The 25,580-nt window shown below is 68.2% G+C and carries 26 protein-coding genes; 16 read left to right on the top strand and 10 right to left on the bottom strand.

Going from position 1 to position 25,580, the window contains the following annotated elements:
• Window positions 1-35 precede the first annotated feature (35 nt).
• From GQR91_RS10530 to GQR91_RS10520, 3 genes are read left to right on the top strand one after another with little or no spacing between them, the layout of a single operon-like run.
• Entirely contained in the window at window positions 36-578 is a 543-nt protein-coding gene (locus tag GQR91_RS10530) for a shikimate kinase (RefSeq protein WP_112384000.1), read from the top strand.
• Window positions 575-1,675: a 3-dehydroquinate synthase gene (gene aroB, locus GQR91_RS10525; RefSeq protein ID WP_149681795.1), complete on the top strand. Its 1,101-nt coding sequence runs from the start codon at window positions 575-577 to the stop codon at window positions 1,673-1,675. Before GQR91_RS10530 ends, aroB begins: the two co-directional genes overlap by 4 nt.
• Entirely contained in the window at window positions 1,675-1,815 is a 141-nt protein-coding gene (locus GQR91_RS10520) for a DUF2256 domain-containing protein (protein ID WP_112383998.1), read from the top strand. The genes aroB and GQR91_RS10520 overlap by 1 nt, the downstream gene beginning before the upstream one ends.
• 3 nt (window positions 1,816-1,818) lie before the next feature.
• Here the strand turns inward: GQR91_RS10520 and GQR91_RS10515 are convergent, their stop codons facing one another.
• The 3 genes from GQR91_RS10515 to GQR91_RS10505 are packed head-to-tail and all read right to left on the bottom strand — an operon-like array spanning window position 1,819 to window position 5,354.
• Complete coding sequence (locus GQR91_RS10515) at window positions 1,819-3,033, bottom strand: SAM-dependent methyltransferase (RefSeq protein ID WP_149681796.1); 1,215 nt, start codon at window positions 3,031-3,033, stop codon at window positions 1,819-1,821.
• A 39-nt stretch (window positions 3,034-3,072) separates the two neighbouring features.
• Entirely contained in the window at window positions 3,073-4,437 is a 1,365-nt protein-coding gene (locus tag GQR91_RS10510) for a cryptochrome/photolyase family protein (protein WP_149681797.1), read from the bottom strand.
• The gene (locus GQR91_RS10505) at window positions 4,434-5,354 is read right to left on the bottom strand and encodes a histone deacetylase family protein (RefSeq protein WP_149681798.1); all 921 of its coding nucleotides are present in this window, start codon (window positions 5,352-5,354) and stop codon (window positions 4,434-4,436) included. Before GQR91_RS10505 ends, GQR91_RS10510 begins: the two co-directional genes overlap by 4 nt.
• Window positions 5,355-5,395: 41 nt before the next feature.
• On the opposite strand from GQR91_RS10505, the gene GQR91_RS10500 reads away from it, so the two are divergent.
• The 10 genes from GQR91_RS10500 (at window position 5,396) to GQR91_RS10455 (ending at window position 15,453) form a co-directional block, all read left to right on the top strand.
• Window positions 5,396-6,373, top strand: coding sequence for an alpha/beta hydrolase (locus GQR91_RS10500; protein ID WP_149681799.1), 978 nt, complete (start codon window positions 5,396-5,398; stop codon window positions 6,371-6,373).
• Window positions 6,374-6,377: 4 nt separating this feature from the next.
• Complete coding sequence (locus tag GQR91_RS10495; RefSeq protein ID WP_149681800.1) at window positions 6,378-6,893, top strand: RNA pyrophosphohydrolase; 516 nt, start codon at window positions 6,378-6,380, stop codon at window positions 6,891-6,893.
• Window positions 6,894-6,904: 11 nt separating this feature from the next.
• Window positions 6,905-7,807, top strand: coding sequence for a DUF481 domain-containing protein (locus tag GQR91_RS10490; protein ID WP_235903924.1), 903 nt, complete (start codon window positions 6,905-6,907; stop codon window positions 7,805-7,807).
• A 27-nt stretch (window positions 7,808-7,834) separates the two neighbouring features.
• On the top strand, window positions 7,835-9,046 hold the full coding sequence (locus GQR91_RS10485) for a hydrolase (protein ID WP_174236603.1): 1,212 nt from the start codon (window positions 7,835-7,837) through the stop codon (window positions 9,044-9,046).
• Entirely contained in the window at window positions 9,043-10,059 is a 1,017-nt protein-coding gene (locus tag GQR91_RS10480) for an arginine N-succinyltransferase (RefSeq protein WP_149681802.1), read from the top strand. The genes GQR91_RS10485 and GQR91_RS10480 overlap by 4 nt, the downstream gene beginning before the upstream one ends.
• Window positions 10,060-10,064: 5 nt before the next feature.
• Window positions 10,065-11,312: an N-succinylarginine dihydrolase gene (locus tag GQR91_RS10475; protein ID WP_149682004.1), complete on the top strand. Its 1,248-nt coding sequence runs from the start codon at window positions 10,065-10,067 to the stop codon at window positions 11,310-11,312.
• Between the two features lie 281 nt (window positions 11,313-11,593).
• Window positions 11,594-11,833, top strand: coding sequence for a hypothetical protein (locus GQR91_RS10470; RefSeq protein WP_112383991.1), 240 nt, complete (start codon window positions 11,594-11,596; stop codon window positions 11,831-11,833).
• A gap of 1 nt (window position 11,834) precedes the next feature.
• Window positions 11,835-12,779 (top strand): sulfate adenylyltransferase subunit CysD, encoded by a 945-nt coding sequence (cysD, locus tag GQR91_RS10465; RefSeq protein WP_268878315.1) that lies wholly within the window; start codon window positions 11,835-11,837, stop codon window positions 12,777-12,779.
• Entirely contained in the window at window positions 12,779-14,719 is a 1,941-nt protein-coding gene (cysN, locus tag GQR91_RS10460) for a sulfate adenylyltransferase subunit CysN (protein ID WP_375781560.1), read from the top strand. The genes cysD and cysN overlap by 1 nt, the downstream gene beginning before the upstream one ends.
• Window positions 14,716-15,453, top strand: a complete 738-nt coding sequence (locus GQR91_RS10455; protein WP_235903925.1) for a 3'(2'),5'-bisphosphate nucleotidase CysQ — start codon at window positions 14,716-14,718, stop codon at window positions 15,451-15,453. Before cysN ends, GQR91_RS10455 begins: the two co-directional genes overlap by 4 nt.
• 4 nt (window positions 15,454-15,457) lie before the next feature.
• Here the strand turns inward: GQR91_RS10455 and GQR91_RS10450 are convergent, their stop codons facing one another.
• From GQR91_RS10450 to GQR91_RS10420, 7 genes are read right to left on the bottom strand one after another with little or no spacing between them, the layout of a single operon-like run.
• Window positions 15,458-16,450 (bottom strand): UDP-glucuronic acid decarboxylase family protein, encoded by a 993-nt coding sequence (locus GQR91_RS10450; RefSeq protein ID WP_149681804.1) that lies wholly within the window; start codon window positions 16,448-16,450, stop codon window positions 15,458-15,460.
• Window positions 16,451-16,475: 25 nt separating this feature from the next.
• Entirely contained in the window at window positions 16,476-17,555 is a 1,080-nt protein-coding gene (locus GQR91_RS10445) for a CgeB family protein (protein WP_149681805.1), read from the bottom strand.
• The gene (locus tag GQR91_RS10440) at window positions 17,552-18,640 is read right to left on the bottom strand and encodes a CgeB family protein (RefSeq protein WP_149681806.1); all 1,089 of its coding nucleotides are present in this window, start codon (window positions 18,638-18,640) and stop codon (window positions 17,552-17,554) included. Before GQR91_RS10440 ends, GQR91_RS10445 begins: the two co-directional genes overlap by 4 nt.
• Entirely contained in the window at window positions 18,637-19,749 is a 1,113-nt protein-coding gene (locus GQR91_RS10435; RefSeq protein WP_149681807.1) for a CgeB family protein, read from the bottom strand. Before GQR91_RS10435 ends, GQR91_RS10440 begins: the two co-directional genes overlap by 4 nt.
• Window positions 19,746-20,846: a glycosyltransferase family 4 protein gene (locus GQR91_RS10430; protein WP_149682006.1), complete on the bottom strand. Its 1,101-nt coding sequence runs from the start codon at window positions 20,844-20,846 to the stop codon at window positions 19,746-19,748. The genes GQR91_RS10435 and GQR91_RS10430 overlap by 4 nt, the downstream gene beginning before the upstream one ends.
• Before the next feature lie 2 nt (window positions 20,847-20,848).
• Window positions 20,849-21,916, bottom strand: a complete 1,068-nt coding sequence (locus GQR91_RS10425) for an NAD-dependent epimerase/dehydratase family protein (protein WP_235903927.1) — start codon at window positions 21,914-21,916, stop codon at window positions 20,849-20,851.
• Window positions 21,913-23,028: an SDR family NAD(P)-dependent oxidoreductase gene (locus tag GQR91_RS10420; protein WP_149681809.1), complete on the bottom strand. Its 1,116-nt coding sequence runs from the start codon at window positions 23,026-23,028 to the stop codon at window positions 21,913-21,915. The genes GQR91_RS10425 and GQR91_RS10420 overlap by 4 nt, the downstream gene beginning before the upstream one ends.
• Window positions 23,029-23,238: 210 nt before the next feature.
• Between GQR91_RS10420 and GQR91_RS10415 the strand changes: the two genes are divergently transcribed.
• From GQR91_RS10415 to GQR91_RS10405, 3 genes are read left to right on the top strand one after another with little or no spacing between them, the layout of a single operon-like run.
• A complete protein-coding gene (locus GQR91_RS10415) occupies window positions 23,239-23,835 on the top strand; it encodes a histidine phosphatase family protein (protein WP_149681810.1) in 597 nt (198 codons plus the stop codon).
• Complete coding sequence (locus GQR91_RS10410) at window positions 23,835-24,632, top strand: TIGR04290 family methyltransferase (protein ID WP_112383980.1); 798 nt, start codon at window positions 23,835-23,837, stop codon at window positions 24,630-24,632. Before GQR91_RS10415 ends, GQR91_RS10410 begins: the two co-directional genes overlap by 1 nt.
• Complete coding sequence (locus tag GQR91_RS10405) at window positions 24,629-25,549, top strand: glycosyl hydrolase (RefSeq protein ID WP_149681811.1); 921 nt, start codon at window positions 24,629-24,631, stop codon at window positions 25,547-25,549. The genes GQR91_RS10410 and GQR91_RS10405 overlap by 4 nt, the downstream gene beginning before the upstream one ends.
• Window positions 25,550-25,580 lie beyond the last annotated feature (31 nt).

Below are 25,580 nucleotides of genomic sequence, written 5' to 3'. Positions count from 1 at the left end.
GCCGGGCGCGGTCCCGCTGTATAGCGCAGGCGGCGATGTTGCAAAGCCACAACCCCGCCCCCGCCTCATGGGACGGCCAGCCGATCGTGCTGGTCGGGCTGATGGGCGTGGGCAAGTCCACCGTCGGCCGCCGTCTGGCCGCCCGCCTGCGCGTTCCGTTTGTCGATGCCGACCACGAGATCGAGGCGGCGGCGGGCATGACCATCGCCGACATGTTCGAAAAATTCGGCGAGGCGCATTTTCGCGACGGCGAGCGGCGGGTGATCGCGCGGCTGGTCGATGGCCGCCCGAAGGTGATCGCCACCGGCGGCGGCGCGTTCATCAACGACGAGACGCGCGCGCTGATCCTGGAACAGGCGACCGCCATCTGGCTGACCGCCAACACCGACGTGCTGGTCGAACGGGTACGCAAGCGCGATACCCGCCCGCTGCTGCGCGGTCGCGATCCTCGGCAGGTGCTGGCCGACCTCGCCGCCAAGCGGAACCCGATCTACGCGCTCGCCCCCATCCACGTATCCAGCCACCGCGGCCCCCATGAAGCAACGGTCGCCGCCATCCTGAAGGCCATCGGACGATGAAGACCGTCACCGTCGCGCTCGGCGCGCGCAGCTATCCGATCCATATCGAGGCCGGCCTGCTGACACGCGCCGCGGAATATCTGGTGCCGCTGGCGCGCGGTCGCACGATGGCGATCGTCACCGACGAGAATGTGCGCCCGCACCTCGCCACCCTGCAGGCCGCCCTGACTGCGGCCGGCGTTGCCAGCGAGGCGATCGTGCTGCCGCCGGGGGAAAAGACGAAGAGCTGGCCGATCCTGGAGCAGCTTTGCGACCGCCTGCTCGAACTCGGCGTCGAGCGGCAGGATCATGTCGTGGCCCTTGGCGGCGGGGTGATCGGTGATCTGGTCGGCTTCGCCTGCGCGATCCTCAAGCGCGGATGCCGCTTCGTACAAATCCCGACGACGCTGCTGGCGCAGGTCGATTCGTCGGTGGGCGGCAAGACCGCGATCAACACGCGCGCGGGCAAGAACCTGATCGGCGCGTTCCACCAGCCCGCCATGGTGCTGATCGACCCGGACGTGTTGGATACGTTGGGGGTGCGCGAGGTGCGGGCCGGGTATGGGGAGGTGGTGAAGTATGGGTTGATAGACGACTTTGCGTTCTTTGAATGGTGCGAGGGGCATGCCGGGGCGCTGTTTGCGGGAGAGGCCGAGGCGCGGGTTCATGCGATCGCGCATGCGGTGGCGGCCAAGGCGCGCATCGTCGCGGCGGACGAGCATGAGACGGCGGGGATCAGGGCGCTGCTGAACCTGGGGCATACCTTCGGGCATGCGCTGGAGGCGGAGGCCGGGTTCTCCGACCGGTTGCTGCATGGTGAGGGGGTGGCGGCGGGATGTGCGCTCGCCTTTCGTTATTCGGCGCGGCTGGGGCTGTGTTCGGGGCAGGAGGCGATGCGGGTGGCGGCGCACATGCGCGCGAGCGGCCTGCCGGACGGGCTGGCCGCGGCGGGGATCGCCGCATCCGGCGAGACGTTGGTCGCGCATATGCGGCACGACAAGAAGATGAATGCGGGCACCCTGCCCTTCCTGCTGGCGCGCGGGATCGGCCAGACCTTTCTCGACAAGACGGTCGATCTGGCCGACGTCGCCGCGTTTCTGGACGAAGAGCCGCGCTGATGCCGAACGGCGTCGCCAAGCGGGACCTGCCCACCAAGCTCTGTCCCGCCTGCGGGCGGCCGTTCACCTGGCGCAAGAAATGGGCGCGCGACTGGGACCAGGTCGTCTATTGCTCGGACCGCTGTCGCAAGGCGCGGTAGCGCTCAGCGCTTCACCAAAGTGACCTGCGCGACATCGATGCCGCCGCCGCGAAAACCGCCCTCGCAATACATCAGATAATAGCGCCACAGCGCGACGAACCGCGCGTCGAAACGGGCGGGCAATCGCCCCTCCGCCACCGCCACATCGAAGCGTTCGCGCCAGAGACGCAGCGTTTCGGCATAGTCGAGGCCGAAGGCATGGGGTGCGTCCCAGTGCAGTCCGCGTGCTTGTGCGAGCCGGCGGAAACGGGATTCGGAAAGAAGCATGCCGCCGGGAAAGACGTAGCGCTGGATGAAGTCGACGCTGTCCGCATAGGCGGGAAACACGTCGTCGGCGATGGTGATATACTGGATCGCGGCGCGCCCACCGGGCTTCAGGCGCGATGCGATCATGTCGAGATAGGCGGCCCAATATTCCTGGCCGACCGCCTCCACCATCTCGATGCTGGCGATGGCGTCATAGGTGCCGGTCGCGTCGCGATAGTCGGTCAGCGAGACGGAAACGCCGGGCAGGCCGCGCGCATCGACCACCGCCTTCTGCTCGGTGGACAGCGTCAGGCAATGAACGCCGACGCCGGCACCTGCCGCAAGCGCGGCGAACGAGCCCCAGCCGCAGCCGACCTCCAGGATGGTATCGCCCGGTTTCGCACCGGTGCGGTCCAGCACCGCGCGCAGCTTGGCGTCCTGCGCCGCCTCCAGCGACTGACCGGGCGCGGTGAACAGCGCGCTGGAATAGGTAAGGCCGGGATCGAGCCATTCGCGATAGAAGTCGTTGCCCAGATCATAATGGGCAGCGATGTTACGGCGTGATCCGGCGCGGTCGTTGCGGCGGAAACGGTGGCCGAGCCGCGCCAGCACCTTCACCACGCCGCCGGCGCGCGCCGCGTCGCCCAGCGTCACGCGGTTGCGCATGAACAGGTCGAACAAGGGGACCGGATCGGGGCTGGACCAGTCGCCTGCCGCCCATCCCTCGTACCAGCCCACCGACCCGCCGGTCGCCAGCCGGACGAGCGCGCGCCAGCGGTGCACGGCGACGATCGCCACGGGGCCGGGCGCGCGGCCGCCGAGCAGGCGCTGCGTGCCATCGGGCAGGCTCGCCTCGATCGCGCCCGCCGCCAGCCCGCGGTCGATGCGGTCGAGCAGCCGGTGGAAGATGGGCGCGACCATCCGACTCGACGTGCTGCCGCCCTGCCCCACCATCGCCACGGTTTCGTTCATGGCGCGCCCCATGCACGGCGAACGCGCGGGTGAAAAGGGTCAGCCGCGCATCGCCTTCGCCGCGGCCAATGCCCGTTCGCGCCCCTCCCGGTGGCCGATGATCCTGTGCGGATAGGCCTGGGGGCGTGCGGCGTCGTCGGGATCGTGGATCTGCGCGTCGGACAGGTCGGCGAGTTCGGGCACCCAGCGCCGGATATAATCGCCCGCGTCGAATTTCTCCGACTGGCCGAGCGGCGCCATGATCCGGCCGAACATGTTGGCATCGATGCCGGTCCCGGCGATCCACTGCCAGTTGACCGAATTGTTGCCGTAATCGGCATCGACCAGACAGTCCCAATACCAGCGCTCGCCCTCGCGCCAGTCGATCAGCAGGTGCTTTACCAGAAAGGATGCCGCGATCATCCGCACCCGGTTGTGCATCCAGCCGCTGGTCCACAGCTGGCGCATGCCGGCATCGACGATCGGATAGCCGGTGCGGCCGCGCTGCCACGCCCGCAGATCACGCTGCGCCGCCGCGCCTTTGCGCCACGGCAACCGGTCAAAGGCGTCGCGGCCATTTTCGTCGGCATAGCGGGGCAGCGCCATCACCACCCCGTCGGTGAAATCGCGCCAGGCGAGTTCCTTGCGGAATTTCTCCGCGTCGCGCTGCCCCTCGATCGCATGCCATACGGCGCGCGGCGATATCTCGCCGTGATGGAGATGCGGCGACAGGCGCGAGGTGCCTTCCTCCGCCGGCAGGTTGCGGTCCCGCTCATAGCCCGCGACGCGGTCGACGAAATCGGCGAGGCGTTCGTGGGCCTGCGCCTCGCCCGGTTGCCATTCCTCGCCAAAACCGGTCGACCAGTCGGGTCCGGTCGGGAGCAGCGCCCATTCGGCAAGCGCATCGCTATCCGGCCAGTGGTCCGGTGCCGGGATCGTCTCGGGCGCCTCCCGTGGCGCCTCCGGCGGCAGATGTGCCTGCAACGCGCGCCAGAAAGCCGAATAGATGCGGAACGGCTTGCCCGACCCTGTCGTCACCGCCTCGGGCGGGGCGAGATGATTGCCGTCATGCAGGCACAGCCGCTCGCCCAGATCGGCCTCGGCGGCCCGCCACCAGGGTTCGTAATGGCGGATGGCATGGATGGCGCCGGCGCCGCTTTCCCCCGCCAGTTGCGCCAGCACCTTCGCCGCGGGCCCGCGGCGCAGGAGCAGCCGCGATCCCCGGCTCTCCAGATCGCGGGCGAGCGCATGGAGGCTGTGGTGCAACCACCAGCGCTGCGCGCCGCCGATCCGCCAGTCGCCGGGTGCATCGTCATCCAGCACATAGACCGGGATGACCGGCCCGGCATCGGCGGCGGCGCACAAGGCGGGCTGGTCGTGCAGGCGCAGGTCCTGACGAAACCAGAGGATCGAGGGCTGGGTCATGACGGGGTTCCGGTGCGAATGGGGGCAAAGGCGGTGCCGAGCGTCAGGATGGCATCGACATGGCGCCGGGCGATGGCGAGCGCGTCGTCGCCGTAACCGCCGCCGACCGTACTTGCGAGCGGCACGCCACGCCGGATGGCGAGGTCGGCGATCAGCCGCTCGCGCCGGGCAAGACCGTCCAGGCTGAGCGACAAGCGGCCGAGCCGGTCGCCGGCAAAGGGATCGACGCCGGCCTGGTAGAGGATCAGGTCGGGCGCGACATCGTCGAGAAAGGGCACGAGGGTGGTCGCCAGCGTGTCGAGATAGCCATCGTCATCGACGCCGTCGGGCAGGCCGACATCGAGCGTCGAGCGCGCCTTGCGGACGGGGAAGTTCTTTTCGGCATGGATCGAATAGGTCGCGATATCGCTTCGGCCGGCGGTGAGCGCGGCGGTGCCGTCGCCCTGATGCACGTCGCAATCGACGATCGCGATGCGGGCGACGGTACCTTCCTCCACCAGCCGGACGGCGGCGAGCGCAAGGTCGTTGAATACGCAATATCCCGCCCCCGTCGCCGCCAGCGCATGGTGGCTGCCCCCCGCGGTATTGGCGGCAAAACCGTGCAACAGCGCCAGATGCGCGGCGGCCCAGGTGCCGGCGGGCACCATCTGCGCGCGGAGCGCGACGGGGGGCGTGACGGGAAAGCCGATGCGGCGGGTCTTTTCGGGCGGCACCCGCGCCTCCAGCACTTCCGCGACATAATCGGGGTCGTGCACCGCCTCCAGCCAGTGGCGCGGCATCGCCTCCGGCTGGTGCCAGGCGATGCGTGCGCCCTCCTCCAGCAGCAGGTCGCGGATCAAGCCGTTCTTGCCCCAGCGATAGGTGGAGCGGGCGGGCGCGGGCGAGACATAGGCGGGGTGATGGACGACATGGATCATGATCTCTAGACAGCCCCTGCCACGTCGCTTCGAGGAACCGCATGTCCGATCAGCCTTTCGTCCGACCTGACGTTCGCCAGTTCCTAACCTATCTCAACGCGCTACCCGGCCCGCGGATGCACGAAATGGAAACGGCGGCGGCGCGCGCGCTGTTTCTGGCATCGAACGACGTGGCCGAATTGCCGGTGGGCGAACTGGCGGTGATCCGCGACCTGGCGATCCCCGGCCCCGCCGGCACCATCCCGGCGCGGCTGTTCGACACGGTGGAGGCGCGCGTGCCCGGCCCGGTCATCGTCTTCTATCATGGCGGCGGCTTCGTCATCGGGGACCTCGACACACACGCATCCTTTTGCGCGGCGCTGGCGCGGGGCACCGGGTTGCCGGTGGTGTCGGTCGGCTACCGCCTCGCGCCCGAGCATCGGTGGCCGGCGGCGCCCGACGATGCGGAGGCGGCGGCGCGCTGGGTGGCGGGCAACCCGGCCGAACTGGGCATTGCCGCGACCGCGCTTATCCTGTGCGGTGACAGCGCGGGCGGCACGCTGACCATCACCACCGCGATCGCCTTGCGGGACGATCCGGCGGCGTTGCCGGTGATCGTGCAGGCGCCGATCTATCCGGCGACGGATCTGACCACGCATTATCCCTCCTTCGCAGCGTTCGGCGAAGGCTATCTGTTGTCGCGCGATTCGCTGCGCTGGTTCGCGGATGCCTATGCCGCCGACATCCATCATGCCCGCGCCTCGCCGATGGCCGCCGACCTGACCGGCCTGCCCCCGGCGGTGATCGTCACCGCCAGCCTGGACCCGATCCGCGATCAGGGCCGCGCCTATGCCGCGGCGCTTGCCAGGGCGGGCGTGCCGGTGGTGTTCCGCGAGGCGGTGGGCACCGTCCACGGCTTCATCACGCTGCGTCGTGCCATCCCCTCCGCCGTCGGCGATGTCGCCGGCTTCATCCTTGCGCTGAAGGCTGTCGTCACCGAAGCCGAAGCGGCGCGCGTTTCCATCCAGGCTGCCGGCTGATCCCATGACCGACCTTCCCTATCGCCCCTGCGCGGGCGTGATGCTGATGAACCGTGACGGCCGGGTGTTCGTCGGCCAGCGGCTCGATTCGACGCTGGAGGCGTGGCAGATGCCGCAGGGCGGGATCGATCCGGGCGAGGACGGCTACGCCGCGGCGGTGCGCGAATTGTTCGAGGAAACCGGCGTCGTGGCCGATCATGTCGAACTGATCGCGGAGGCGCCGGGCGAATTCTTCTACGACCTGCCCGACGAGCTGATCGGCAAGGTCTGGAAGGGCAAGTGGCGCGGGCAGCGGCAGCGCTGGTTCCTGTTCCGCTTCCTAGGGAATGACGGGGATATCGACATCCGCACCGCCCACCCGGAATTCCGCACCTGGCGCTGGGCCGATCCGGCCGACCTGCCGGCGATGATCGTGCCGTTCAAAAAGGCGTTGTACGAACAGGTGCTGGTCGCGTTCACGCCTCATCTCGGCGCAACCCCGGGCAGCGACGCCGTTTCCGCCGCGACGCGGCGACCGTAAGGGCGATCGTCGTGCGTTTCCTGTTCCTCCTTGCCGCTGCTCCGTTCCTGCTCGCCAATACCGGCGATCCTGATCCGGCGCTGATCCCGCCGGCCGTGAAGGCGATGCTGGATGCCGCCGTGGCGTCGGGCAACGAGAATGATATCTCGACCATCGTCCGCTATGCGCTGAACGCCTCGCCGGAGGCGGCCGACGCGATCAATGCGGTGGTGGAGGCATGGCGCGACGAAAAGAGCGCCAGCAAGACGCGCACCGTGCGCGAGGCGGGGGTGTTCGACCTGTGGCGCGGCCGGGCCGAGCTGGGCGGCTATGCAACCACGGGCAACACCGACAATCTGGGCGTGACCGCGATCATCGACCTGACGCGCGAAGGCCTGCAATGGCGGCACAAAGTGTATTTGCAGGCCGATTATCAGGAAGCCAGCAACGTCACCAACCGCGAACATTATCTGGCGCGGTACGAGCCCAACTACAAGCTGAACGCCGACATCTACGTTTATGGCTCCGCCCTGTACGAGAGCGACAAGTTCCTGGGCTATTTCAACCGTTACTCGGGATCGGCGGGGGCCGGCTACAGCGTGATCCGCGGACGGCGGGTGACGCTGGACCTGGAACTGGGGCCAGCGTTCCGGCACACCGAATTCACTGACGACACGATCGAAAGCAGCCTGGCGGCGCGCGGCAACGTGAATTTCGGGTGGAAGCTGACCAATGCGATCAGCCTGAACCAGACGACATCGGCCTATCTGCAGGAATTCAACAGCACGGTATCGAGCGTGACCGGGCTCAATGCGCGGCTGCTCGGGCCCTTGTCGGCGCAGATGTCGTACACGGTGCAGTATGAAAGCCAGCCGCCGGTCGGCCGGCGCACGACCGACACCACCACCCGCGCGTCGCTCGTCTATAGCTTCTGAAGGCTCGCTTGGGCTAGGCTCCCCCGCATGGAGGGGATGACCAACGACGAGCGCGCCGCGATCGACCGGATCGATGCCGGCGCGATGCTGGCCCAGGTCGAGGACTGGTCCGCGATCAACAGCGGGACAGGCAATCTGGCCGGTCTGGCGACGGTGGCGGGGCGGCTGGCGGATGCCTTTGCCGTGCTGCCGGGCGCAGTGTCGCTGGTCGACCCGGCACCGGTCGAGCGGGTGGGCGCGGACGGGGTGCCCGCGCCCCTGGCGCATGGCCGCCACCTGGCTCTGACCGTGCGCCCCGACGCGCCGGTGCAGATGCTGTTCACCGGGCACATGGACACCGTCTATCCCGTCGACCATCCATTCCAGGCGCTGCGCTGGATGGAGGATGGCACGCTGAACGGCCCCGGCGTGGCCGATATGAAGGGCGGGCTGGCGGTGATGCTGGCGGCGCTGCGGGCGGTGGAGGCGTCTCCCGCGGCGGCGCGGCTCGGCTATGCGGTGGTCATCAATTCGGACGAGGAAACCGGATCGGCGGCGTCCGCGCCCCTGCTGGCGGAGGCGGCACGCGGCAAGGTGGCGGCGCTGACCTATGAACCCGCGCTGCCCGACGGGACGCTGGCAGGCGCGCGGGGCGGCACGGGCAACTTCACGATCGTGGTGCGCGGGCGGGCCGCGCATGCCGGGCGCAACCCGCGCGACGGGCGCAACGCCGTCGTCGCGGCAGCGGCGATTGCAGTGCAGCTGGCCGCGCTGATGGCGGACGACCTGAGCGTGAACCCGGCGCGGATCGCAGGCGGTGGGCCGAACAACGTGGTGCCCGATCTTGCGATGCTGCACGTCAATTTCCGCCCCGCCTCTGCCGCGGCGATCGCGCGGACGGATGCGGCGATGCGTGGGATCACCGAGGCCGTCGCGCAGGCGCATGATGTGGCCGTGTCGGTGCATGGCAGCTTCAACCGACCGCCCAAGCCGATCGATGCGGGCGCCGCCGCGCTGTTCGAGCGGGTCCGGCAGGCGGGCGCCGATATGGGACTGTCGATCGGCTGGCGGGCGACGGGCGGGGTGTGCGACGGCAACAACATCGCGGCGGCCGGCGTGCCGGTGGTCGACACGATGGGCGTGCGCGGCGGGGCGATCCATTCGGCGGACGAGTTCCTGATTCCCGACAGCCTGGCCGAACGCGCCGCGCTGTCCGCACTCACCATCTTGCGCACCATCGGCTTGGGGGGCCGCCAATGACGTTTCGTATCCGCGCCGCGCGCGACGCCGACCTGCAACATCTTTATGAAATGGCCAAGCTGACCGGGGGCGGCTTCACCAACCTGCCGCCCGACAGGCGTGCGCTGGTCGCCAAGCTGGAGCGCAGCCACGCTGCCTTTTCACGCACCGCCGGCGCGCTGGACGACGAATTGTTCGTGCTGATGCTGGAAAACGCCGACACCGGCGAGGTGCGCGGCACCTGCCAGATCTTCACCCAGGTGGGGCAGCGACATCCCTTCTACAGCTACCGCCTCGGCACGCTGACCCAGCACAGCCGCGAGTTGCAGCGGACCTTTCGCGCCGAAATGCTGTCGCTGACCACCGATCTGGAGGGTGCGAGCGAGGTGGGCGGGCTGTTCCTGCACCCCGGCGAGCGGGCCGGCGGCCTCGGCCTGTTGCTGGCGCGCAGCCGTTATCTGTTCGTCCGCCAGCACCGGGCACGCTTTGCCGACCGCATCCTGGCGGAGCTGCGCGGCGTCATCGACGAGGCGGGGGGATCGCCCTTCTGGGACGGGCTGGCCGGCCGTTTCTTCGGCATGAATTTCCAGGATGCCGACCAGTTCAATGCGATCAACGGCCACCAGTTCATCGCCGACCTGATGCCCAAGCATCCGATCTACACCGCGATGCTGACCGAGACCGCACGCGCCGCGATCGGCCTGCCCCACCCCTCCGGCCGGGCCGCGATGCGGATGCTGGAGAATGAAGGGTTCGCCTATGAGAATTATGTCGACATCTTCGACGGCGGGCCGACGATGACGGCACGAACCGATCGGGTGCGCTCGATCCGCGAGGCGGCCGACGATCGCGTCATATCGGTGGACCGCGGCGGCGGGGCGGAGGCGCTGGTGGCGACCGGCGTGCTGGGCGATTTCCGCTGCGCCTTCGGCCATATCCGGCACGAGGATGGCGGGATCATCCTGTCCGAGGATTGCGCCCGCGCGCTGGATGTCGGGGCGGGCGACAACGTGGTGCATGTGGGGCGGTGGTGAGCACGATGCTGCGAGAGATCAACTTCGACGGGATCGTCGGCCCGAGCCATAATTATGCGGGGCTCAGCCACGGCAATCTGGCCGCGACCCGCAATGCCGGCCAATCGTCGCACCCGCGCGCCGCCGCGTTGCAGGGCATCGCCAAGATGCGCGCCAATCTGAACCTGGGACTGGTGCAGGGCGTGCTGCTGCCCCACCGGCGCCCCGATCACGACTGGCTGGCACGGCTTTCGACCAGCTATGCCGAGGCGCCGCCGCACCTGAAGGCGCAGGCGCTGTCCGCGTCGGCGATGTGGGCGGCCAATGCGGCGACGGTCTCGCCGGCCCCCGACACGGCGGACGGTCGCTGCCACCTGAGCGTCGCCAATCTGGTGACGATGCCGCACCGCAGTCATGAATGGTCCGAAACGCTGGCGCAGCTGCGCGTCGCCTTTGCCGACCCGGCCTTTGCGGTGCATGGCCCCGTGCCGCCCCCCTTTGGTGACGAGGGCGCGGCCAACCATATGCGGTTGTGCGTGGATCATGGCGCGCCCGGTGTCGAGGTGTTCGTCTATGGACGCAGCGGCGGGCGTTTCCCCGCGCGCCAGCACCGCGAGGCATGCGAGGCGGTGGCGCGCGCGCATGGGCTCGACCCCGCACGCACGCTGTTCGTGGAACAGTCCGAGGTCGCGATCGCGGCCGGCGCCTTTCACAACGACGTGGTGGCAGTGGCCAATGGCCGGGTGCTGTTCGCGCACGAACAGGCCTTTGCCGATCGCGACGGTTTCTACGCCGATCTGCGCCGGTTGATGCCGGAGGTGGAGATCGTCGAGGTGCCCGCCGCGCGCGTGTCGCTGGAGGATGCCATCGCCTCCTATCTGTTCAACGCGCAGCTCGTGACGCTGCCCTCGGGCGAGCAGGCGCTGGTGCTGCCGGGCGAGGCACGCGCGACACCCAGTGTATGGCAATGGCTGGAGGATCATGTGGCGGGCAACGGCCCGATCCGCCGGCTGGAGGTGGTGGACGTGCGCGAATCAATGGCGAATGGCGGCGGCCCTGCCTGCCTTCGCCTGCGCGTCGTCGCCGATCCCGCCACGGTCGACCCGCGCTTTCTGGTCGATCATGCACGGCTCGATCGTATCGCGGCGGTGGTCGAAGCCTATTGGCCGGAGACGATCGCGCCCGGGGATATCGCGGACCCGGCGTTGATTGTAGCGATCGAGGCCGCCCGCGCGGCGCTGCTGGAGGTGCTCGACCTGCCGCCGCACTGGTGATCAACGTCTAGCGCATGAAGCCTTCACCCCTGCCCGTTCGTGTCGAGTAGAGATCACGTAGCTCCGCAGGAGCGTATCGAGGGCTCGTATCGAGACGTTGTTGTACGCGGCAACCTGTCTCTCGATACACCGTCTCGATACGCGGCTTTGCCGCTACTCGACGGCTACTCGAGACGAACGGGTTTTTAGGGTCCGCTGACACCATCAGGCCATAGCGATTCCCATTCCGGGACGGGGTGCGCGGTTGCGCCGCTTCGGCCACGGGTGTCTAACCCTCACCCATGTGGCACCGGATCGTCAGGCTCTTCACGATCAAGAGCAAGTTCGAGGCGTTCCTCATCATCTACGGCCTGGCCGTGGGTGCGTGTCAGCGCGGCGTCGTGTATCTGGATCAATATCCCGGCTGGCCTGGCAAGATGATGTTCGCGGTCTGCCCGATCGCCGTCTTCATGGCGGGCGCGCGCATTCTCGACTCGATCGAACGCGAGCAGGCGGACGGCGACGACTTGGGCGCGTGTTAGGATAAGTTGGTCGCACCGTGCGCCAGAGACATTATCTGGCGTGGAGATGACCCGTCTCACCCATCTCCAGCGCCTGGAAGCCGAAAGCATCCACATCCTGCGCGAAGTCGTCGCCGAGGCCGAGCGCCCGGTGATGCTCTATTCCGTCGGCAAGGATTCGGCGGTGATGCTGCATCTGGCCAAGAAGGCGTTCTTCCCGGCGCGTCCGCCCTTCCCGCTGCTGCATGTCGATACGACGTGGAAATTCCGCGCGATGTACGACCTGCGCGACAGGGCGGCGGCGGATGCGGGGATGGAGTTGATCGTCCATCGCAACCCCGAGGCCGAGGCGCAGGGCATCAATCCGTTCGATCATGGCAGCCGGCATACCGACATGTGGAAGACCGAGGGGCTGAAGCAGGCGCTGACGCTTCATGGCTTCGACGCGGCATTCGGCGGCGCCCGCCGCGACGAGGAGAAGAGCCGGGCCAAGGAGCGCATCTTTTCGTTCCGCTCCGCCTCGCACGGCTGGGACCCCAAGGCGCAGCGGCCTGAGCTTTGGCGGCTCTACAATACCCGCAAGCACAAGGGTGAGAGCATCCGCGTCTTTCCGCTGTCCAACTGGACCGAGCTGGACATCTGGCAATATATCCTGGCGGAGAATATCGAGATCGTGCCGCTTTACTTCGCCGCACCGCGCCCGACCGTGGAGCGCGACGGCATGCTGCTGATGGTGGATGACGACCGCTTTCGCTTGCGCCCCGGCGAGGTGCCGGTGGACCGTTCGATCCGCTTCCGCACGCTCGGCTGTTATCCGTTGACGGGTGCCGTCGAGAGCGAGGCGGCGACGCTGCCCGCGATCATCCAGGAGATGCTGCTGACCACGACCAGCGAACGCCAGGGCCGCGCGATCGACCATGATCAGGCGGCGAGCATGGAGAAGAAGAAGCGCGAGGGGTATTTCTGATGGCCAGCATGGCAGAGCTTGCGCCCCGCGGCGTCTATGAGCCCGACGCGCTGATCGCATCCGACATCGCGGCCTATCTGGAGGGGCATGCGAACAAGTCGATGCTGCGCTTCATAACCTGCGGGTCGGTGGACGATGGCAAGTCGACGCTGATCGGGCGGCTGCTCTACGATTCCAAGACGATCTTCGAGGATCAGTTGAACCAGCTGGAGGCGGACTCGCGCCGGCTGGGGACGCAGGGGCAGAATATCGACTTCGCGCTGCTCGTCGACGGTCTTGCCGCCGAGCGCGAGCAGGGCATCACCATCGATGTCGCCTACCGCTTCTTCGCGACCGAGCGGCGCAAGTTCATCGTCGCGGATACGCCCGGCCACGAACAATATACGCGCAACATGGTGACGGGCGCGTCCACCGCCGACTGCGCGGTGATCCTGATCGATGCGCGAAAAGGCGTGCTGACCCAGACGCGGCGGCACAGCTATCTGGCGCATCTGGTCGGCATTCGCGAGATCGTGCTGGCGGTGAACAAGATGGATCTGGTCGGCAACGACCAGGCGGTGTTCGACACGATCGTCGCGGACTATGCCGCGTTCGCGCAGGCGATCGGGATCGAGCATTTCCGCGCCATTCCGCTGTCGGGGCTGACCGGTGCGAACGTCACCAGCCGCTCGGACACGATGCCCTGGTATGACGGTCCCGCGCTGCTGCCGCATCTGGAGAGCATCGACGTCGATGCAGACCGCGCAGGGCTGCGCCCTTTCCGCATGCCGGTTCAATGGGTGAACCGGCCCGATCTCGACTTTCGCGGTTTTGCCGGGCTGATCGCGGGCGGACGGATATCGGTGGGCGATCCGGTGCGGATCGTGCCGTCGGGACGCAGTTCCAAGGTCGCGCGGATCGTCACCTTCGAGGGGGATCGGCCGAGCGCGATCGCCGGCGAGGCGGTGACATTGGTGCTGGCCGACGAGGTGGACTGCTCGCGCGGGGACGTGATCGCCGCGGCGTCCGCGCCGCCGGAGGTGGCGGACCAGTTGCTCGCGACGATCGTGTGGATGGCGGATGCCGAACTGGTGCCCGGCCGGGGATATTGGCTGAAGCTGGGCACGCAACTGGTCAACGCGGTCGTGCAGCCGCCGCGCCATGTGGTGGACGTGAATACGCAGGCCGAATTGTCGGCAACGACGCTCAGCCTGAACGATATCGGCGTGGCGGAGGTCTATGCCGATCGGCCGATCGTGTTCGAGCCCTATGCCAAGGGCAGCGACCTTGGCGGCTTCATCCTGATCGACCGCGCGACCAATGCGACGGTGGCGGCGGGCATGATCGCCGAGCCGCTGCGCCGCGCACAGAACGTCCATTGGCAGTCGATCGACGTGACGCGCGAGGCGCATGCGCGCCAAAAGGGGCAGACGCCGCGCGTCCTGTGGTTCACCGGCCTGTCGGGATCGGGCAAGTCGACCATCGCCAATCTGGTCGAGAAGCGGCTGCACGCCATGGGGCGGCACACCTTCCTGCTGGACGGCGACAATATCCGCCATGGGCTGAACCGCGATCTGGATTTCAGCGAGGCGGGGCGGATCGAGAATATCCGCCGCGTCGGCGAGGTTGCCAAGCTGATGGCGGATGCCGGGTTGATCGTGCTGACCGCGTTCATCTCGCCCTTCGCTGCCGAGCGCGACATGGTGCGCCGGATGCTGCCCGAGGGCGAGTTCGTCGAGATCTTCGTGGATACGCCGCTGGACGTGGCGGAGGACCGCGACGTGAAGGGCCTCTACGCCAAGGCGCGGGCCGGTGAGATCGCCGACTTCACTGGCATCTCCAGCCCCTATGAGCGTCCGACCCGGCCCGAACTGCGCATCGACACGGTGCGCGAGACACCGGAGGCGGCGGCCGAGCGGATCGTCGAGCATCTGCTTGGCGTGTGGACCTACGACCTGTGACCGATGCGGAGCTTGCACGCGCGGTGGCGCTGGAGGCGGGGGCGTTGCTGGCGCGCATCCGCGGCGCCGGCGACTGTTCCGGCAAGACGCTGGGCGACCGCGGCGACCATGACGCGAACCTGCTGATCCTCGACCGGCTGCGTGCCGCCCGGCCGGACGATTTCATCCTGTCCGAGGAGTCGGTGGACGACCGTGCGCGCTGCGCGGCGCGACGGGTGTGGATCGTCGACCCGCTGGACGGCACGCGCGAATATGCCAGCGGATCGGACGAATGGGCGGTGCATATCGGGCTGGCGATCGACGGCCGCCCGGCGGTGGGCGCCGTGGCGGTGCCGGCGCTGGCCCGCGTGTTCGCGACCGACGATGTGGCGGCGACCCCGCCCCCCCTGCCCGATCGGTTGCGGGTGGTGGTCAGCCGCTCCCGCGCGCCGGAAATCGCGCGCGGCGTCGGCGAGGCGCTCGGCGCGACGATGATCCCGATGGGGTCGGCCGGTGCCAAGGCGATGGCGGTGGTCGACGGGCGCGCCGACATCTACCTGCATGACGGCGGGCAATATGAATGGGACAATTGCGCGCCCGCCGCGGTGGCGATGGCCGCCGGGCTGCACGCGTCGCGCATCGACGGCAGCCCGCTCGTCTATAATTGCGAGAACCCGCTGCTGCCCGACCTGCTGATCTGCCGGCCGGAGCTGGCGGAGCGGGTGCTGGCGGCGGTTCGCGCGGGCCGGGGCTGAGGCTCTACGCCGCCACCCGTTGCGGCACGCGCCCCAGTTCCTCGGCGAACCACGCGCAGGTCTTGGCAAGACCGTCGGCCAGCGGCACGCGCGGTTCCCAGCCGAGCAGCGCCTTTGCCCGGTCGATGTTCGGGCGGCGGCGGCGGGGATCGTCCTGGGGGAGCGGGGTATAGACCAGCCGGTTGGTGCTGCCCGTCATCGCCACCACCTTCTCCGCCAAGTCCGACACGGTCAGCTCGTTGGGGTTGCCCAGATTGACCGGCTCCAGCCCGTCGATCTCGCTTTCCATCAGGCGGATCAGCGCGTCGACCATGTCGGAGACATAGCAGAAGCTGCGCGTCTGCGTGCCGTCGCCGTGAATGGTGATGTCGCGGTTCGACAGCGCCTGGCAGATCAGGTTGGAGACGACGCGGCCATCATCGGGATGCATCTGCGGGCCATAGGTGTTGAAGATGCGCGCGACGCGGACCTGGGCACGCTTCATGCGCGCATAGTCGAAGGTCAGCGCCTCAGCGGCGCGCTTGCCCTCGTCATAGCAGGCGCGGGGCCCGGTGCAGTTCACCCAGCCGCGATAACCTTCTACCTGCGGATGCACCTCCGGGTCGCCGTACACTTCGGACGTGGAGGTGAGCAGGAAGCGCGCGCCCGTCTGCTCGGCGAGGCGCAACAGATGGTTGGTGCCCATCACGTTGGTCAGCATCGTGTGTTCGGGATCGACCTGATATTGCGGCGGGGAGGCGGCACAGGCCAGATTGTAGATGCGCACGATGCGGCCCGCTTCGCGCAACACCGCCTCGGGCAGCGGATCGACGATGTCGCCTTGCACGAAGGTGAAGCCCGGCCGCCCTTCCAGCAGACGCAGGTTGGAGGGGCGCGCGGTCTGCAGATTGTCGAGGACGATCACCTGCCGCCCCTCGTCCAACAATCGCGCGGTCAGGTGCGAGCCGATGAACCCCGCGCCGCCCGCGATCAGGATCACCTCCTCCGATGCTGCCATTGCCTCTTCCTTTCCATGGTCATCGTCACGCGACCTGCGGCTCGCGTGCGGCCGCTGTTGCGGCATGTTCCAGATATGCTTCGAGTTCGGCCGCGCGGTGGCGCGCGGTATGCTGGGCCAGCACGCGGGCCTGTGCGGCACGGCCCATCGCCCCGGCATCCTCGCCGGACAGCGCCGCCACCACCGCCTCGGTGCCGTCCGCCAGGATGATTTCCGATTGCGGCACGAAGAGCTGGTCCAGCCCCTCCCAGATGTCGGAGATGATCGGCGTGGCGCAGGCCGCGGCCTCGAACAGGCGCACCGAGGGCGACCAGCCGCGCGCGATCATGTCGCCCCGCGTCACGTTCAGCGTGAAGCGCGAGGCGGAGTAGAAAGCGGCATGGTCGGCAGGCGGGCAATGCTCGATCCGCTCGACATTGGCCGGCCAGTCGATGTCGGCGGGATATTGCGGCCCGGCAACGACGAAGCGGCGATCGGGCATGCGCCGCGCCGGCTCCAGCAACAGCCGCTCCAGCGTCGGTTGGCGATCGGGGCTGTAGGTGCCGAGATAGGAGAGGTCCCAACGCGAAGCCACCTCCAGCGGCCGATAGGCATCCTCGTCCACCGAGCAGAACAGCGCGCGCGCGGCCGGCGAGCCATATTGCCGCTCCAGATGGTCCAGCGTCGGCCCACCGGTGAACGACAGATACAGGTCGTAGCCGGGGATCACCGCCGGCGAGAGATATTCGAAGTCGCCGCGTTCCAGCTTGGCGAGCGTCACGGGCGTGTCGATGTCGTAAAAGGCGGTGACGCCGCGCGCCAGTTCCTGCACCAGCCGCCCGACCTCCACGCCTTGCGGCACATAGGAGCCGACGATCACCGCATCGGCCTCAGCGATCGCCTTGCCCCAGCGGCTGCGCAGTTCGTCCAGGTCGGCGTAAAAGACCAGTTCGCAATAATCGGGATCGGTGCAGTCGCGCTGGCTGGCATACCAGGGGACGTCGCGTTCTAGGAACAGGATATCGTGCCCGCGCGCGGCAAATGCCTTCAGCAGCGCGCGAAAGGTGGTGGCGTGGCCATTGCCCCAGGACGAGGACAGCGACAGGCCAAGGACGACGAGCCTCATGCCGGCACCGCCTGCCGGGCGAGATGGTCGCGGAACAGCGCGTCCACCTGCACCGCGCGCAGTTCATAGGTATGTTCGGCCAGCACCCGCGCTTTCGCCGCCTGCCCGATCGCCTGCGCCCGCTCGGTGGTCAGCGCCGCCAGATGATCCGCCACGTCCTGCCCGTCGCGCGCGACCAGCACTTCGCTGTCGGGGGTCAGGAACTGTTCGATCCCTTCCCACGCATCGGTGATCAGGCAGGCCGCCGCGCCCGCCGCCTCGAACACGCGGGTGGCGGGCGAGAAGCCGATATGCGCCATCGAGTCACGTGCGACGTTCAGCACCGCGCGCGGCGTGCAGTTGAAGGCGTTGTGCTCGGCGGTGTAGACATGGCCGCGGTGGCGGACATTGCCGGGCATCTGCTTCGTTTCCCAGCCATTGCCGCCGATCAGGAACCGGCGATCGGCGAGGCGGGCGGCGGGCTTCAGGAAGAATTCCTCCACCCGCGCCTCGCGGTCGGGCAGGCGATTGCCCAGAAAGGCGAGATCGCAGGCAAAGCGCGGATCGGGCGCGACCGGATGATGCGTCTCCGGGTCCAGCGCATTGTAGACGGGGATGCACCGTTTCGCGCCGAAGCCGGTATAGGCGTCCACCACCGGCGGCCCGCCGCCATAGGTCAGCACCATGTCCAGATCGGGGAGCGCGGCGAGCACGGGGTGCGACGCGTCGCCGCGCATCTCGTCCAGCGTCGCGGCGGCATCGACATCCCAGAAGATCTTGAGCGCGTGGGGCCCGGCATTGGCGATGATGCCTTCCAGCAGTTCGCGGTCGAACACGCCGACGCCGTTCGCCTTCACCACGATGTCGGCGCCCCGCGCCTCCGCCAGCACGTCGCGCAGCGCCTCCGGGGTGGCGGGATAGACGACCGATCGGGCGTAGGAGGGCGGATCGATATCGCGATGCTTCTGCCGGTCGAACGCGTCGGGCTCGTAAAAGGTGATGTCCCAGCCGTGGCGGGCGAGCGCGCTCAATATGCCGCGATAATAGGTGGCGGCACCGTTCCAGTAGGAGGAAACGAGGCTGGAGCCGTAAAAGGCGATCTTCATGCGGCGGTCCTCTGGGGCGCGGGCGCGTGCAACTGGCGCGCGATGGCAAGCAGTTCGTCGACGCGGTGCGCGCAGGTGTGGCGGGCGTGGATCGTCTCCAGCCCCGCGGCGACCAGCGCGGCGCGCAGATCGGCGTCTTCGGCCAGTGCCCGCAGCTGCCGGGTCATCGCGGCGCCATCGGCCGCGACCAGATAGTCGGTGCCGGGCCGGAACAGGCTTTCGGCATCCTCCCACGGTGCGGAGACGAGCGGGATGCCGCAGGCCAGCGCCTCGAACACGCGGATGGTGGGAATGCCGGGCAGGATCGTCGCATAATAACGGCGCGGCACGTGCACCGTGGCGAGCGCGCGGGCGAAGATGTCGGGCGCGCCGGCATTGGGCACCCAGCCATGATAGCGGGCACCATGCGCGGCCAGCATTGCCCTGGCTTCGTCAGGGTAGCGGACACCGTAGATATCGAGCGGCAGCCCGGCTTCGGCGGCGGGCCGGAACAGGAAGCTTTCCAGTTCGCGCGTCCGCTCGCCATCGCCCCAATTGCCGATCCAGACGAGTCCGGACCGTGCGCCTTCCTCGGCCGGCGGGTGGAAGCGGCGGGTGTCGGCCGCCTCATGCCAGGTCCATACCCGGCCCTCCCAGCCCCAGCCGCGATAAACCTCGGACAGCGTTTCGCCGAACGCCAGCACGCCGTCATAGCCCGACAGGTCGAAGGCGGTCATCTCGTCCGGGGCACTGACCGCGCGGTGATGGGTGTCGTGGAACAGCAGGCGGAACGAACCGCCCCGCCTGCGCACATCGCCGATCGCGGCGACCAGTGCCGGCTCGTTCCATTCATGGACGATGACCAGATCCGCCCCGTCGACCAGCGGCTCCAGCGCGATTTCGGGCGCGATGCTCTGGGAGGACAGTTCCGGATAATGGCGGCGATAGGGCTCCAGCCCCGCCTCGCCCGCATCGGCCAGCAGGTTGGTCAGGCTCCAGGGGTTGATCGGCTCATAGACGCGCACGTCATGCCCGCGCGCGATCAGGTCGCTCAGCACGCCGCGCAGGAAATGGGCGTTGCCGTGGTTCCAGCAGGATTGCAGGCTGTGGGTGAAATAGACGATCTTCATGCGGCGACCTTGGTGGAGGGCTTGGCCGCGCCGAGCAGGCCGGCATAGATGGAGGCCATGGCACCGGCCATCGCATCGGGGGTGTAGCGGGCGGCCCGGATGCGGGCGGCCTCCCCCATATGCTGGCGCAGCGCCTGGTCGGCGATGACGCGGCCGATCGCGGCGGCAAAGCCATCGGCGTCGTCCGGGTCGACGAACAGCGCAGCGCCCGTCCACAACTCGCGAAACGTGTCGATCCCCGACAGCACCAGCGCGCAGCCCGCCGCCGCCGCCTCCAGCACCGACAGGCCGAACGGTTCGAAGCTGGCCGACGAGACGAAGATCGGCCGGCGTGCCAGTTGCGCGGCCAGATCGGGGGTGGAAAGCGTACCGAGCGACCGGGCGTGCCGGAGCTCGATCGTCTCGCCATGCGGGGCGACCAGCGGGCCGGCGGCGAGCATCGGCCAGGCGATGCGCCCCGCCGCCTCGTCGAGCAGGCGGACACGCTTCACCTGATCCCATAGCCGCCCGGCGGTCAGCACATGATCGGCCTGGGCGAGCCCCGCAGGCACGGGCAGCGCGGCGCGGCCGTTATGCACGGTCAGCGGCGGCGTCGGCAGCCGGTGGCAGCGGGCGACGATCGCGGCATAGCTGGCGCTGGGCGCGACCACCGCATCGGCGCGCATCAGTCCGGCGCGCACCAGCCGCGCCTGCCAGGCAAAGGCGCGGTCGGGCTGGGTGCCGTGCGCGGCATCCCACCAGGTCGCGACGCAGCCATGGATGACCGCGACGACCGGCACGGGATAGCTGGTCTCGGCCGCAAGGCAGGGCTGGTTGAGGTGGACCAGGCCCACCCCCTCGCGCTCGGCCAGCGCGCGGATCGCCTCGCCCGCCGCCTGCACCGGGCCGGGTTCGTCGCACAGCCAGTCGAGCGGCAGGCCGGTTTCGACCAGCGTCAGTCCCGGCACGGCCGCCGCCTCGCCCCGCTGCGCCGCCGTCGCCGGCGGGCCCAGCGTCGCCAGCACCGTCTCGATCCCGTGCGGCACCAGCGAGGCGGCCAGATCGGTCGCATATTGCCAGACGCCACCGACCGCGTCGGCGGTCATCAGGATGCGCATGGTCACGACGCCAGCGCCGTCATGTCGCCGACCGGCAGGTTCAACCGGCGCTCGCTCGCCAGCCAGCGCGCCAGATTCGCCACGCCCTCGCGCCACGGCACCTTCGCGCCCAGCCCCAGGGCCGCTTCCGCCTTGCGCGTGTCGGCGACGAAATAACGCTGGTCGCCCGCGCGCCAGTCCGCATAGTCGATCGCCACGTCCTGCCCGATCAGCGTGCCGATATAGGCGAGCAGGGTACGCAGGCTGACCGCATTGTCCGCGCCGCCGCCAAGGTTAAACACCTGCCCCGACACCCGGTCGATATTGGCCCAGGCCCGCACATAGGCATCGACCGCATTCGACACGTCGAGGATGTCGCGCACCTGCTGCCCGTCGCCATAAAGCGTGATCGGCCGCCCTTCGAGCGCGCGGATCAGGAAATGGGCGACCCATCCCTGATCCTCTGTCCCCATCTGACGGTGGCCGTAGATGCAGCTCATCCGCAGCACCGCGGTCGGCACGCCGTAGCTGCGCGCGTAATCCAGCACATATTGGTCGGCCGCGCCCTTGGAGCAGCCATAGGGCGTGTGGAAGTCGAGCGGCCGGTCCTCGCCGATTCCATGGTCGCGGATCGCGGCGTCGACCGGCGCATAGCCATTGTCGCTCGCGGCGAAATCCAGGTCGGCCAGATCGCCGTAAACCTTGTTGGTCGACGCAAAGATCAGCGGCGTCGCATCGCCCCGCTTGCGCAGCATCTCCAGCAACGACAGCGTGGCCGCGATGTTGATCGTGAAGTCGTCCACCGGGTCGACCAGGCTGGTGGTCACCGCCACCTGCGCGGCCAGATGGAACACCGCCTTGGCGTCGGCAGCGGCATCGGCGAGCGCGTCCTGCTCGCGAATATCGGCGATCCGCGCCTCGATCCGGTCGCCGTGCCGGCTCTGCAACCAGTGCAGATTCTGCTCGACCCCGGCGCGGGCGAGCGCGTCATAGACGCGGATGCGGTGCCCCTCGCCCGCCAGCCGGTCCGCGAGGTTCGAACCGATAAAGCCAGCGCCGCCCGTGATCAGGATGGGCCGGTCGTCGCTCACGCCACCAGCCCCCGCTTCTCCAGTTCGGCGCGCATCGTCGCCACCTTGTCCTCGGCGGTCTGCTCGGCGACCCATTCGGCCAGCTCGGCCAGTCCTCGCGTGAAATCCTGCGTCGCGCGGAAATCCAGCTTCTCGGCGGCCAGACCGGTGTCGCAGAAACAGTGGCGGATGTCGCCGATCCGCGCCTTGCCCACGACCTCGGGGGTCAGGTCGTTCTTGCCCATCGCGCGGGCCAGTTCGGTCGCCACTTCGGTGACGGAGCGGTCATGCCCCGATCCGATGTTGAACGTGCCGCCGACCGCCTGGGGCAGCGTCAGCGAGTCGGCAAAGGCGCGCGCCACGTCCGACACATGGACGAAGTCGCGGCGCTGCTCGCCATCCTCGAAGATCATCGGCTGCTGGCCGTTGAGCAGGCGCGAGGCGAAGATCGCCAGCACGCCGGTATAGGGGTTCGACAGCGCTTGCCCTGGACCATAGACGTTGAACAGGCGCAGGCACACGCCCTCGATGCCATAGGGCGCGGCCATGATGTGGGTGGTGCGCTCCTGCACATATTTGTTGAGCGCGTAGATCGAGGCAAGGTTCGGACGCTTCCATTCGGGCGTCGCCACCGGCGATAGCGGCCGCCCCTGCCCATCGACCGGCTCCCAGTTGGACAAACCGTCGCGCAGGCCCCGGCGCTCGGCATCCTCAACCAGATTGCCGTCCGCATCGCGGTACAGCCCCTCGCCATAGATCGACATGGACGAGGCGGTGACGACGCGGCGCACCGGCTTGTCGATCAGCTTCTCGAACAGCACCGCGGTGCCAACATCGTTGGTCGAGGTATAGCGTTCCACCTCGTACATCGACTGGCCGACGCCCACTTCGGCGGCGAGGTGGACGACGCTGTCCACCCCGTCCAGCGCGCGCGACACCGCATCGCCGTCGCGCACGTCGCCGCGGATCAACTCGACCTCGTCGTTCAGCAGCGGGGGGCGATCCACCTGCCCGTGCACCTGCTCGATCAGGCTGTCGAGAACGCGGACCCGGTTGCCGCGGGCGAGCAGTTCATCGGCAACGAAACGGCCGATAAAGCCGGCGCCGCCGGTGATGAGAACCGTCTCGCTCATGCCGGAAACTTGATCTGTGTTGTTGACGAAAAGCGGATTGTCGCGGCCACTCGGGTCATTCGGTTCAACACCCCCTCATCACAATGCTTTCGGTAGTGGAACGAAGCTTCTTCTTCTTTGTTCCTAACCTATTGAGAAGCTATCTTCTTAACAATTGTTAAGTCGCTGCCATTCCTGGTGCGGCGATACAGGGGGCGGGGAAGCGTACATTTGACCGCAACGATCCTTTTCATCCGCCATGCGGCGCATGCTCATCTGGATGTACGTCTTTCGGGGCGCCTGCCGGGCGTACCCTTGAGCGAGGCCGGCTTGGCGCAGGCGGCCGCCTTGGGGGCGGCGCTGGTCGGTCAGGGGATCACCCGCATCGAATGCAGCCCCCTGACCCGCACCTGCCAGACGGCGCAGGCGATTGCGGACGCGTGCGGTCTTCCGGCGCCGACCATGGTCGATGCGCTGGTCGAGATCGACATGGGCGATTGGACGGGGGCTGCATTCGGCACGTTGCACGGCCCCGCCTGGGATGCATGGAACAACCGGCGCGGCACGGCGCGCATCCCCGGTGGCGAGACGATGGCGGAGGCGCAGGCCCGCATCGTCGGCCATATCGAACGGCTGGCGCGCGACGCCGATGGGCAGGTGATCGCGCTGGTCAGCCATAGCGACATGATCCGCGCCGGCGTCGCGCATGTGCTGGGCCTGTCGCTCGACAATCTCCTGCGCTTCGACATTGCCCCGGCCAGCGTCTCGCGCGCCGTGGTCGGCGACTGGGGTGCCAAATTGCTGAGCCTGAACGAGAGGATGTGCTGATGGCGACGATCGCCGACAAGGCTTTGCGTGAACAGGTGGCCGCGCTTGGGCCGTGGTTCCACAATATCGATCTGGGCGATGGGCTGTGGACCGCGCCCGATCATTTCCTGGGCAATTATCCGGGCTTCAAGTTCGACCGCTTCGCCCACGCCCTGCCTGCCGACCTGACCGGCAAGTCGGTGCTCGATATCGGCTGCAATGCCGGCTTTTATTCTGTCGAGATGAAGCGGCGCGGCGCCGACCGGGTGCTGGGGATCGACAGCGACGACCGCTATCTGGCGCAGGCGCGGCTGGCGAGCCGGGCGCTGGGGTTCGAGGGTGTCGAGTTCCGCAACCTGTCCGTCTACGATGTCGGTGCGCTTGGTGAACGGTTCGACCTCGTGATCTTCATGGGCGTGCTCTATCACCTGCGCCACCCGCTGCTCGCGCTGGACCTGATCCGGGAGCATGTCGCGGGCGACATGCTGCTGTTCCAGACGATGCAGCAGGGGTCGCGCGACGCCTATGACGCGCCGGCCGACCATCCCTTTCACAAGCCGGGCACGCACCAGCCGCCCGACTTTTTCGACGATGCCGCCTATCCGAAGATGCATTTCATCGAGCGTGCCTTCGCCAACGACTGGACCAACTGGTGGGCACCGAACCGCGCCTGTTCGGAGGCGATGCTGCGCGCCGCCGGGTTCCGGATCGAGGCGCATCCGGAGAACGAGGTCTATCTCTGCCGCGTCAGCGATATACCCTATGCCGAATACGGCCCTGCCGCCGTCTATCCGAACAAGGGGGAGGAAACACGATGATCGAAGCCGCGATGATCTGGAACGAGCCGAACAACAAGTCGCATTGGGACCCGGAACTCGATCCCGACTGGGCGATCTTCGCCGATACGGTCGCGCGTGCCGGCAACGCGATCCACGCGGTCAATCCGGCGATCACCCGCGTGCTGGGCGGCATGTCGCCCATCGATCCGGCCTGGGTGCGCCGCATGGAAGGGCACGGCGTGCTGGATGCGGTCGATGTCGTCGCGGTGCACGGCTTCCCGCTCGACTGGAACCTGTGGTCGATCCACGAATGGCCGGCCAAGGTCGCCGAGATCGAGGCGGTGACGCACAAGCCCGTCTGGGTGACCGAAGTCGGCGTCGGCTCCTTCGGGGCGGAGGAGGTGCAGGTGTTCGGCCTGCGTCGCACCGCCGAGCTGCTGCTCGGCCGCGTGCCGCGCGTCTTCTGGTATTCGCTGTTCGACCTGCCGATGGAATGGGGCGCCACCACCCGCCACCGCGAGGCGGAAGGGTCCAGCTATTACCGCCATTTCTACATGGGGCTCATCCGCCCGGACGGTACGCCGAAGCCCGCCTTGGAGGATTATGCCAAGGTGGCGGGCGAGATGGGGCTGATGCAGTGGTTCCATTTCGAGGACCCCCGGCTGGACGATGCCGTCGCCTGGATGAAGCGGCTGGGCACGAAGAAGCTGCGCACCGGGCTGAGCTGGGCGGACAGCTTCCGGCCCAATGCGACCGACTGGTTCGACCGCCAGATGGAGGCGCTGGCCGATCTCGACGTCACCGTCACCTTCTGCTTCACGCCCGAGCATCTGGGCGTCGCGCCGCATCATACCAGCCCGGCGCGCGAGCCGCAGGCCTTTGCCGATTTCTGCGCATGGATGATCGACCGCTACGCACCGGCATCGACCAGCGTCCCTGCGGTGGCGGCGGAATGAAGATCGGGCACGCGCCCGGTATCAAGCAATT

The organism is Sphingomonas carotinifaciens, assembly GCF_009789535.1.
GTDB lineage: Bacteria > Pseudomonadota > Alphaproteobacteria > Sphingomonadales > Sphingomonadaceae > Sphingomonas > Sphingomonas carotinifaciens.
The sequence above is the reverse complement of the archived record's forward strand: the minus strand, read 5'-3'. Positions and strand labels throughout refer to the sequence as shown.

Excerpts from the sequence above, each read along its gene's own strand:
- GQR91_RS10530 (WP_112384000.1), top strand. The coding sequence starts at position 36 with ATGTTGCAAAGCCACAACCCCGCCCCCGCCTCATGGGACGGCCAGCCG.
- aroB (WP_149681795.1), top strand. The coding sequence starts at position 575 with ATGAAGACCGTCACCGTCGCGCTCGGCGCGCGCAGCTATCCGATCCAT.
- GQR91_RS10520 (WP_112383998.1), top strand. The coding sequence starts at position 1,675 with ATGCCGAACGGCGTCGCCAAGCGGGACCTGCCCACCAAGCTCTGTCCC.
- GQR91_RS10515 (WP_149681796.1), bottom strand. The coding sequence starts at position 3,033 with ATGAACGAAACCGTGGCGATGGTGGGGCAGGGCGGCAGCACGTCGAGT.
- GQR91_RS10510 (WP_149681797.1), bottom strand. The coding sequence starts at position 4,437 with ATGACCCAGCCCTCGATCCTCTGGTTTCGTCAGGACCTGCGCCTGCAC.
- GQR91_RS10505 (WP_149681798.1), bottom strand. The coding sequence starts at position 5,354 with ATGATCCATGTCGTCCATCACCCCGCCTATGTCTCGCCCGCGCCCGCC.
- GQR91_RS10500 (WP_149681799.1), top strand. The coding sequence starts at position 5,396 with ATGTCCGATCAGCCTTTCGTCCGACCTGACGTTCGCCAGTTCCTAACC.
- GQR91_RS10495 (WP_149681800.1), top strand. The coding sequence starts at position 6,378 with ATGACCGACCTTCCCTATCGCCCCTGCGCGGGCGTGATGCTGATGAAC.
- GQR91_RS10485 (WP_174236603.1), top strand. The coding sequence starts at position 7,835 with ATGGAGGGGATGACCAACGACGAGCGCGCCGCGATCGACCGGATCGAT.
- GQR91_RS10480 (WP_149681802.1), top strand. The coding sequence starts at position 9,043 with ATGACGTTTCGTATCCGCGCCGCGCGCGACGCCGACCTGCAACATCTT.
- GQR91_RS10475 (WP_149682004.1), top strand. The coding sequence starts at position 10,065 with ATGCTGCGAGAGATCAACTTCGACGGGATCGTCGGCCCGAGCCATAAT.
- GQR91_RS10470 (WP_112383991.1), top strand. The coding sequence starts at position 11,594 with ATGTGGCACCGGATCGTCAGGCTCTTCACGATCAAGAGCAAGTTCGAG.
- cysN (WP_375781560.1), top strand. The coding sequence starts at position 12,779 with ATGGCCAGCATGGCAGAGCTTGCGCCCCGCGGCGTCTATGAGCCCGAC.
- GQR91_RS10450 (WP_149681804.1), bottom strand. The coding sequence starts at position 16,450 with ATGGCAGCATCGGAGGAGGTGATCCTGATCGCGGGCGGCGCGGGGTTC.
- GQR91_RS10445 (WP_149681805.1), bottom strand. The coding sequence starts at position 17,555 with ATGAGGCTCGTCGTCCTTGGCCTGTCGCTGTCCTCGTCCTGGGGCAAT.
- GQR91_RS10440 (WP_149681806.1), bottom strand. The coding sequence starts at position 18,640 with ATGAAGATCGCCTTTTACGGCTCCAGCCTCGTTTCCTCCTACTGGAAC.
- GQR91_RS10435 (WP_149681807.1), bottom strand. The coding sequence starts at position 19,749 with ATGAAGATCGTCTATTTCACCCACAGCCTGCAATCCTGCTGGAACCAC.
- GQR91_RS10430 (WP_149682006.1), bottom strand. The coding sequence starts at position 20,846 with ATGCGCATCCTGATGACCGCCGACGCGGTCGGTGGCGTCTGGCAATAT.
- GQR91_RS10420 (WP_149681809.1), bottom strand. The coding sequence starts at position 23,028 with ATGAGCGAGACGGTTCTCATCACCGGCGGCGCCGGCTTTATCGGCCGT.
- GQR91_RS10410 (WP_112383980.1), top strand. The coding sequence starts at position 23,835 with ATGGCGACGATCGCCGACAAGGCTTTGCGTGAACAGGTGGCCGCGCTT.
- GQR91_RS10405 (WP_149681811.1), top strand. The coding sequence starts at position 24,629 with ATGATCGAAGCCGCGATGATCTGGAACGAGCCGAACAACAAGTCGCAT.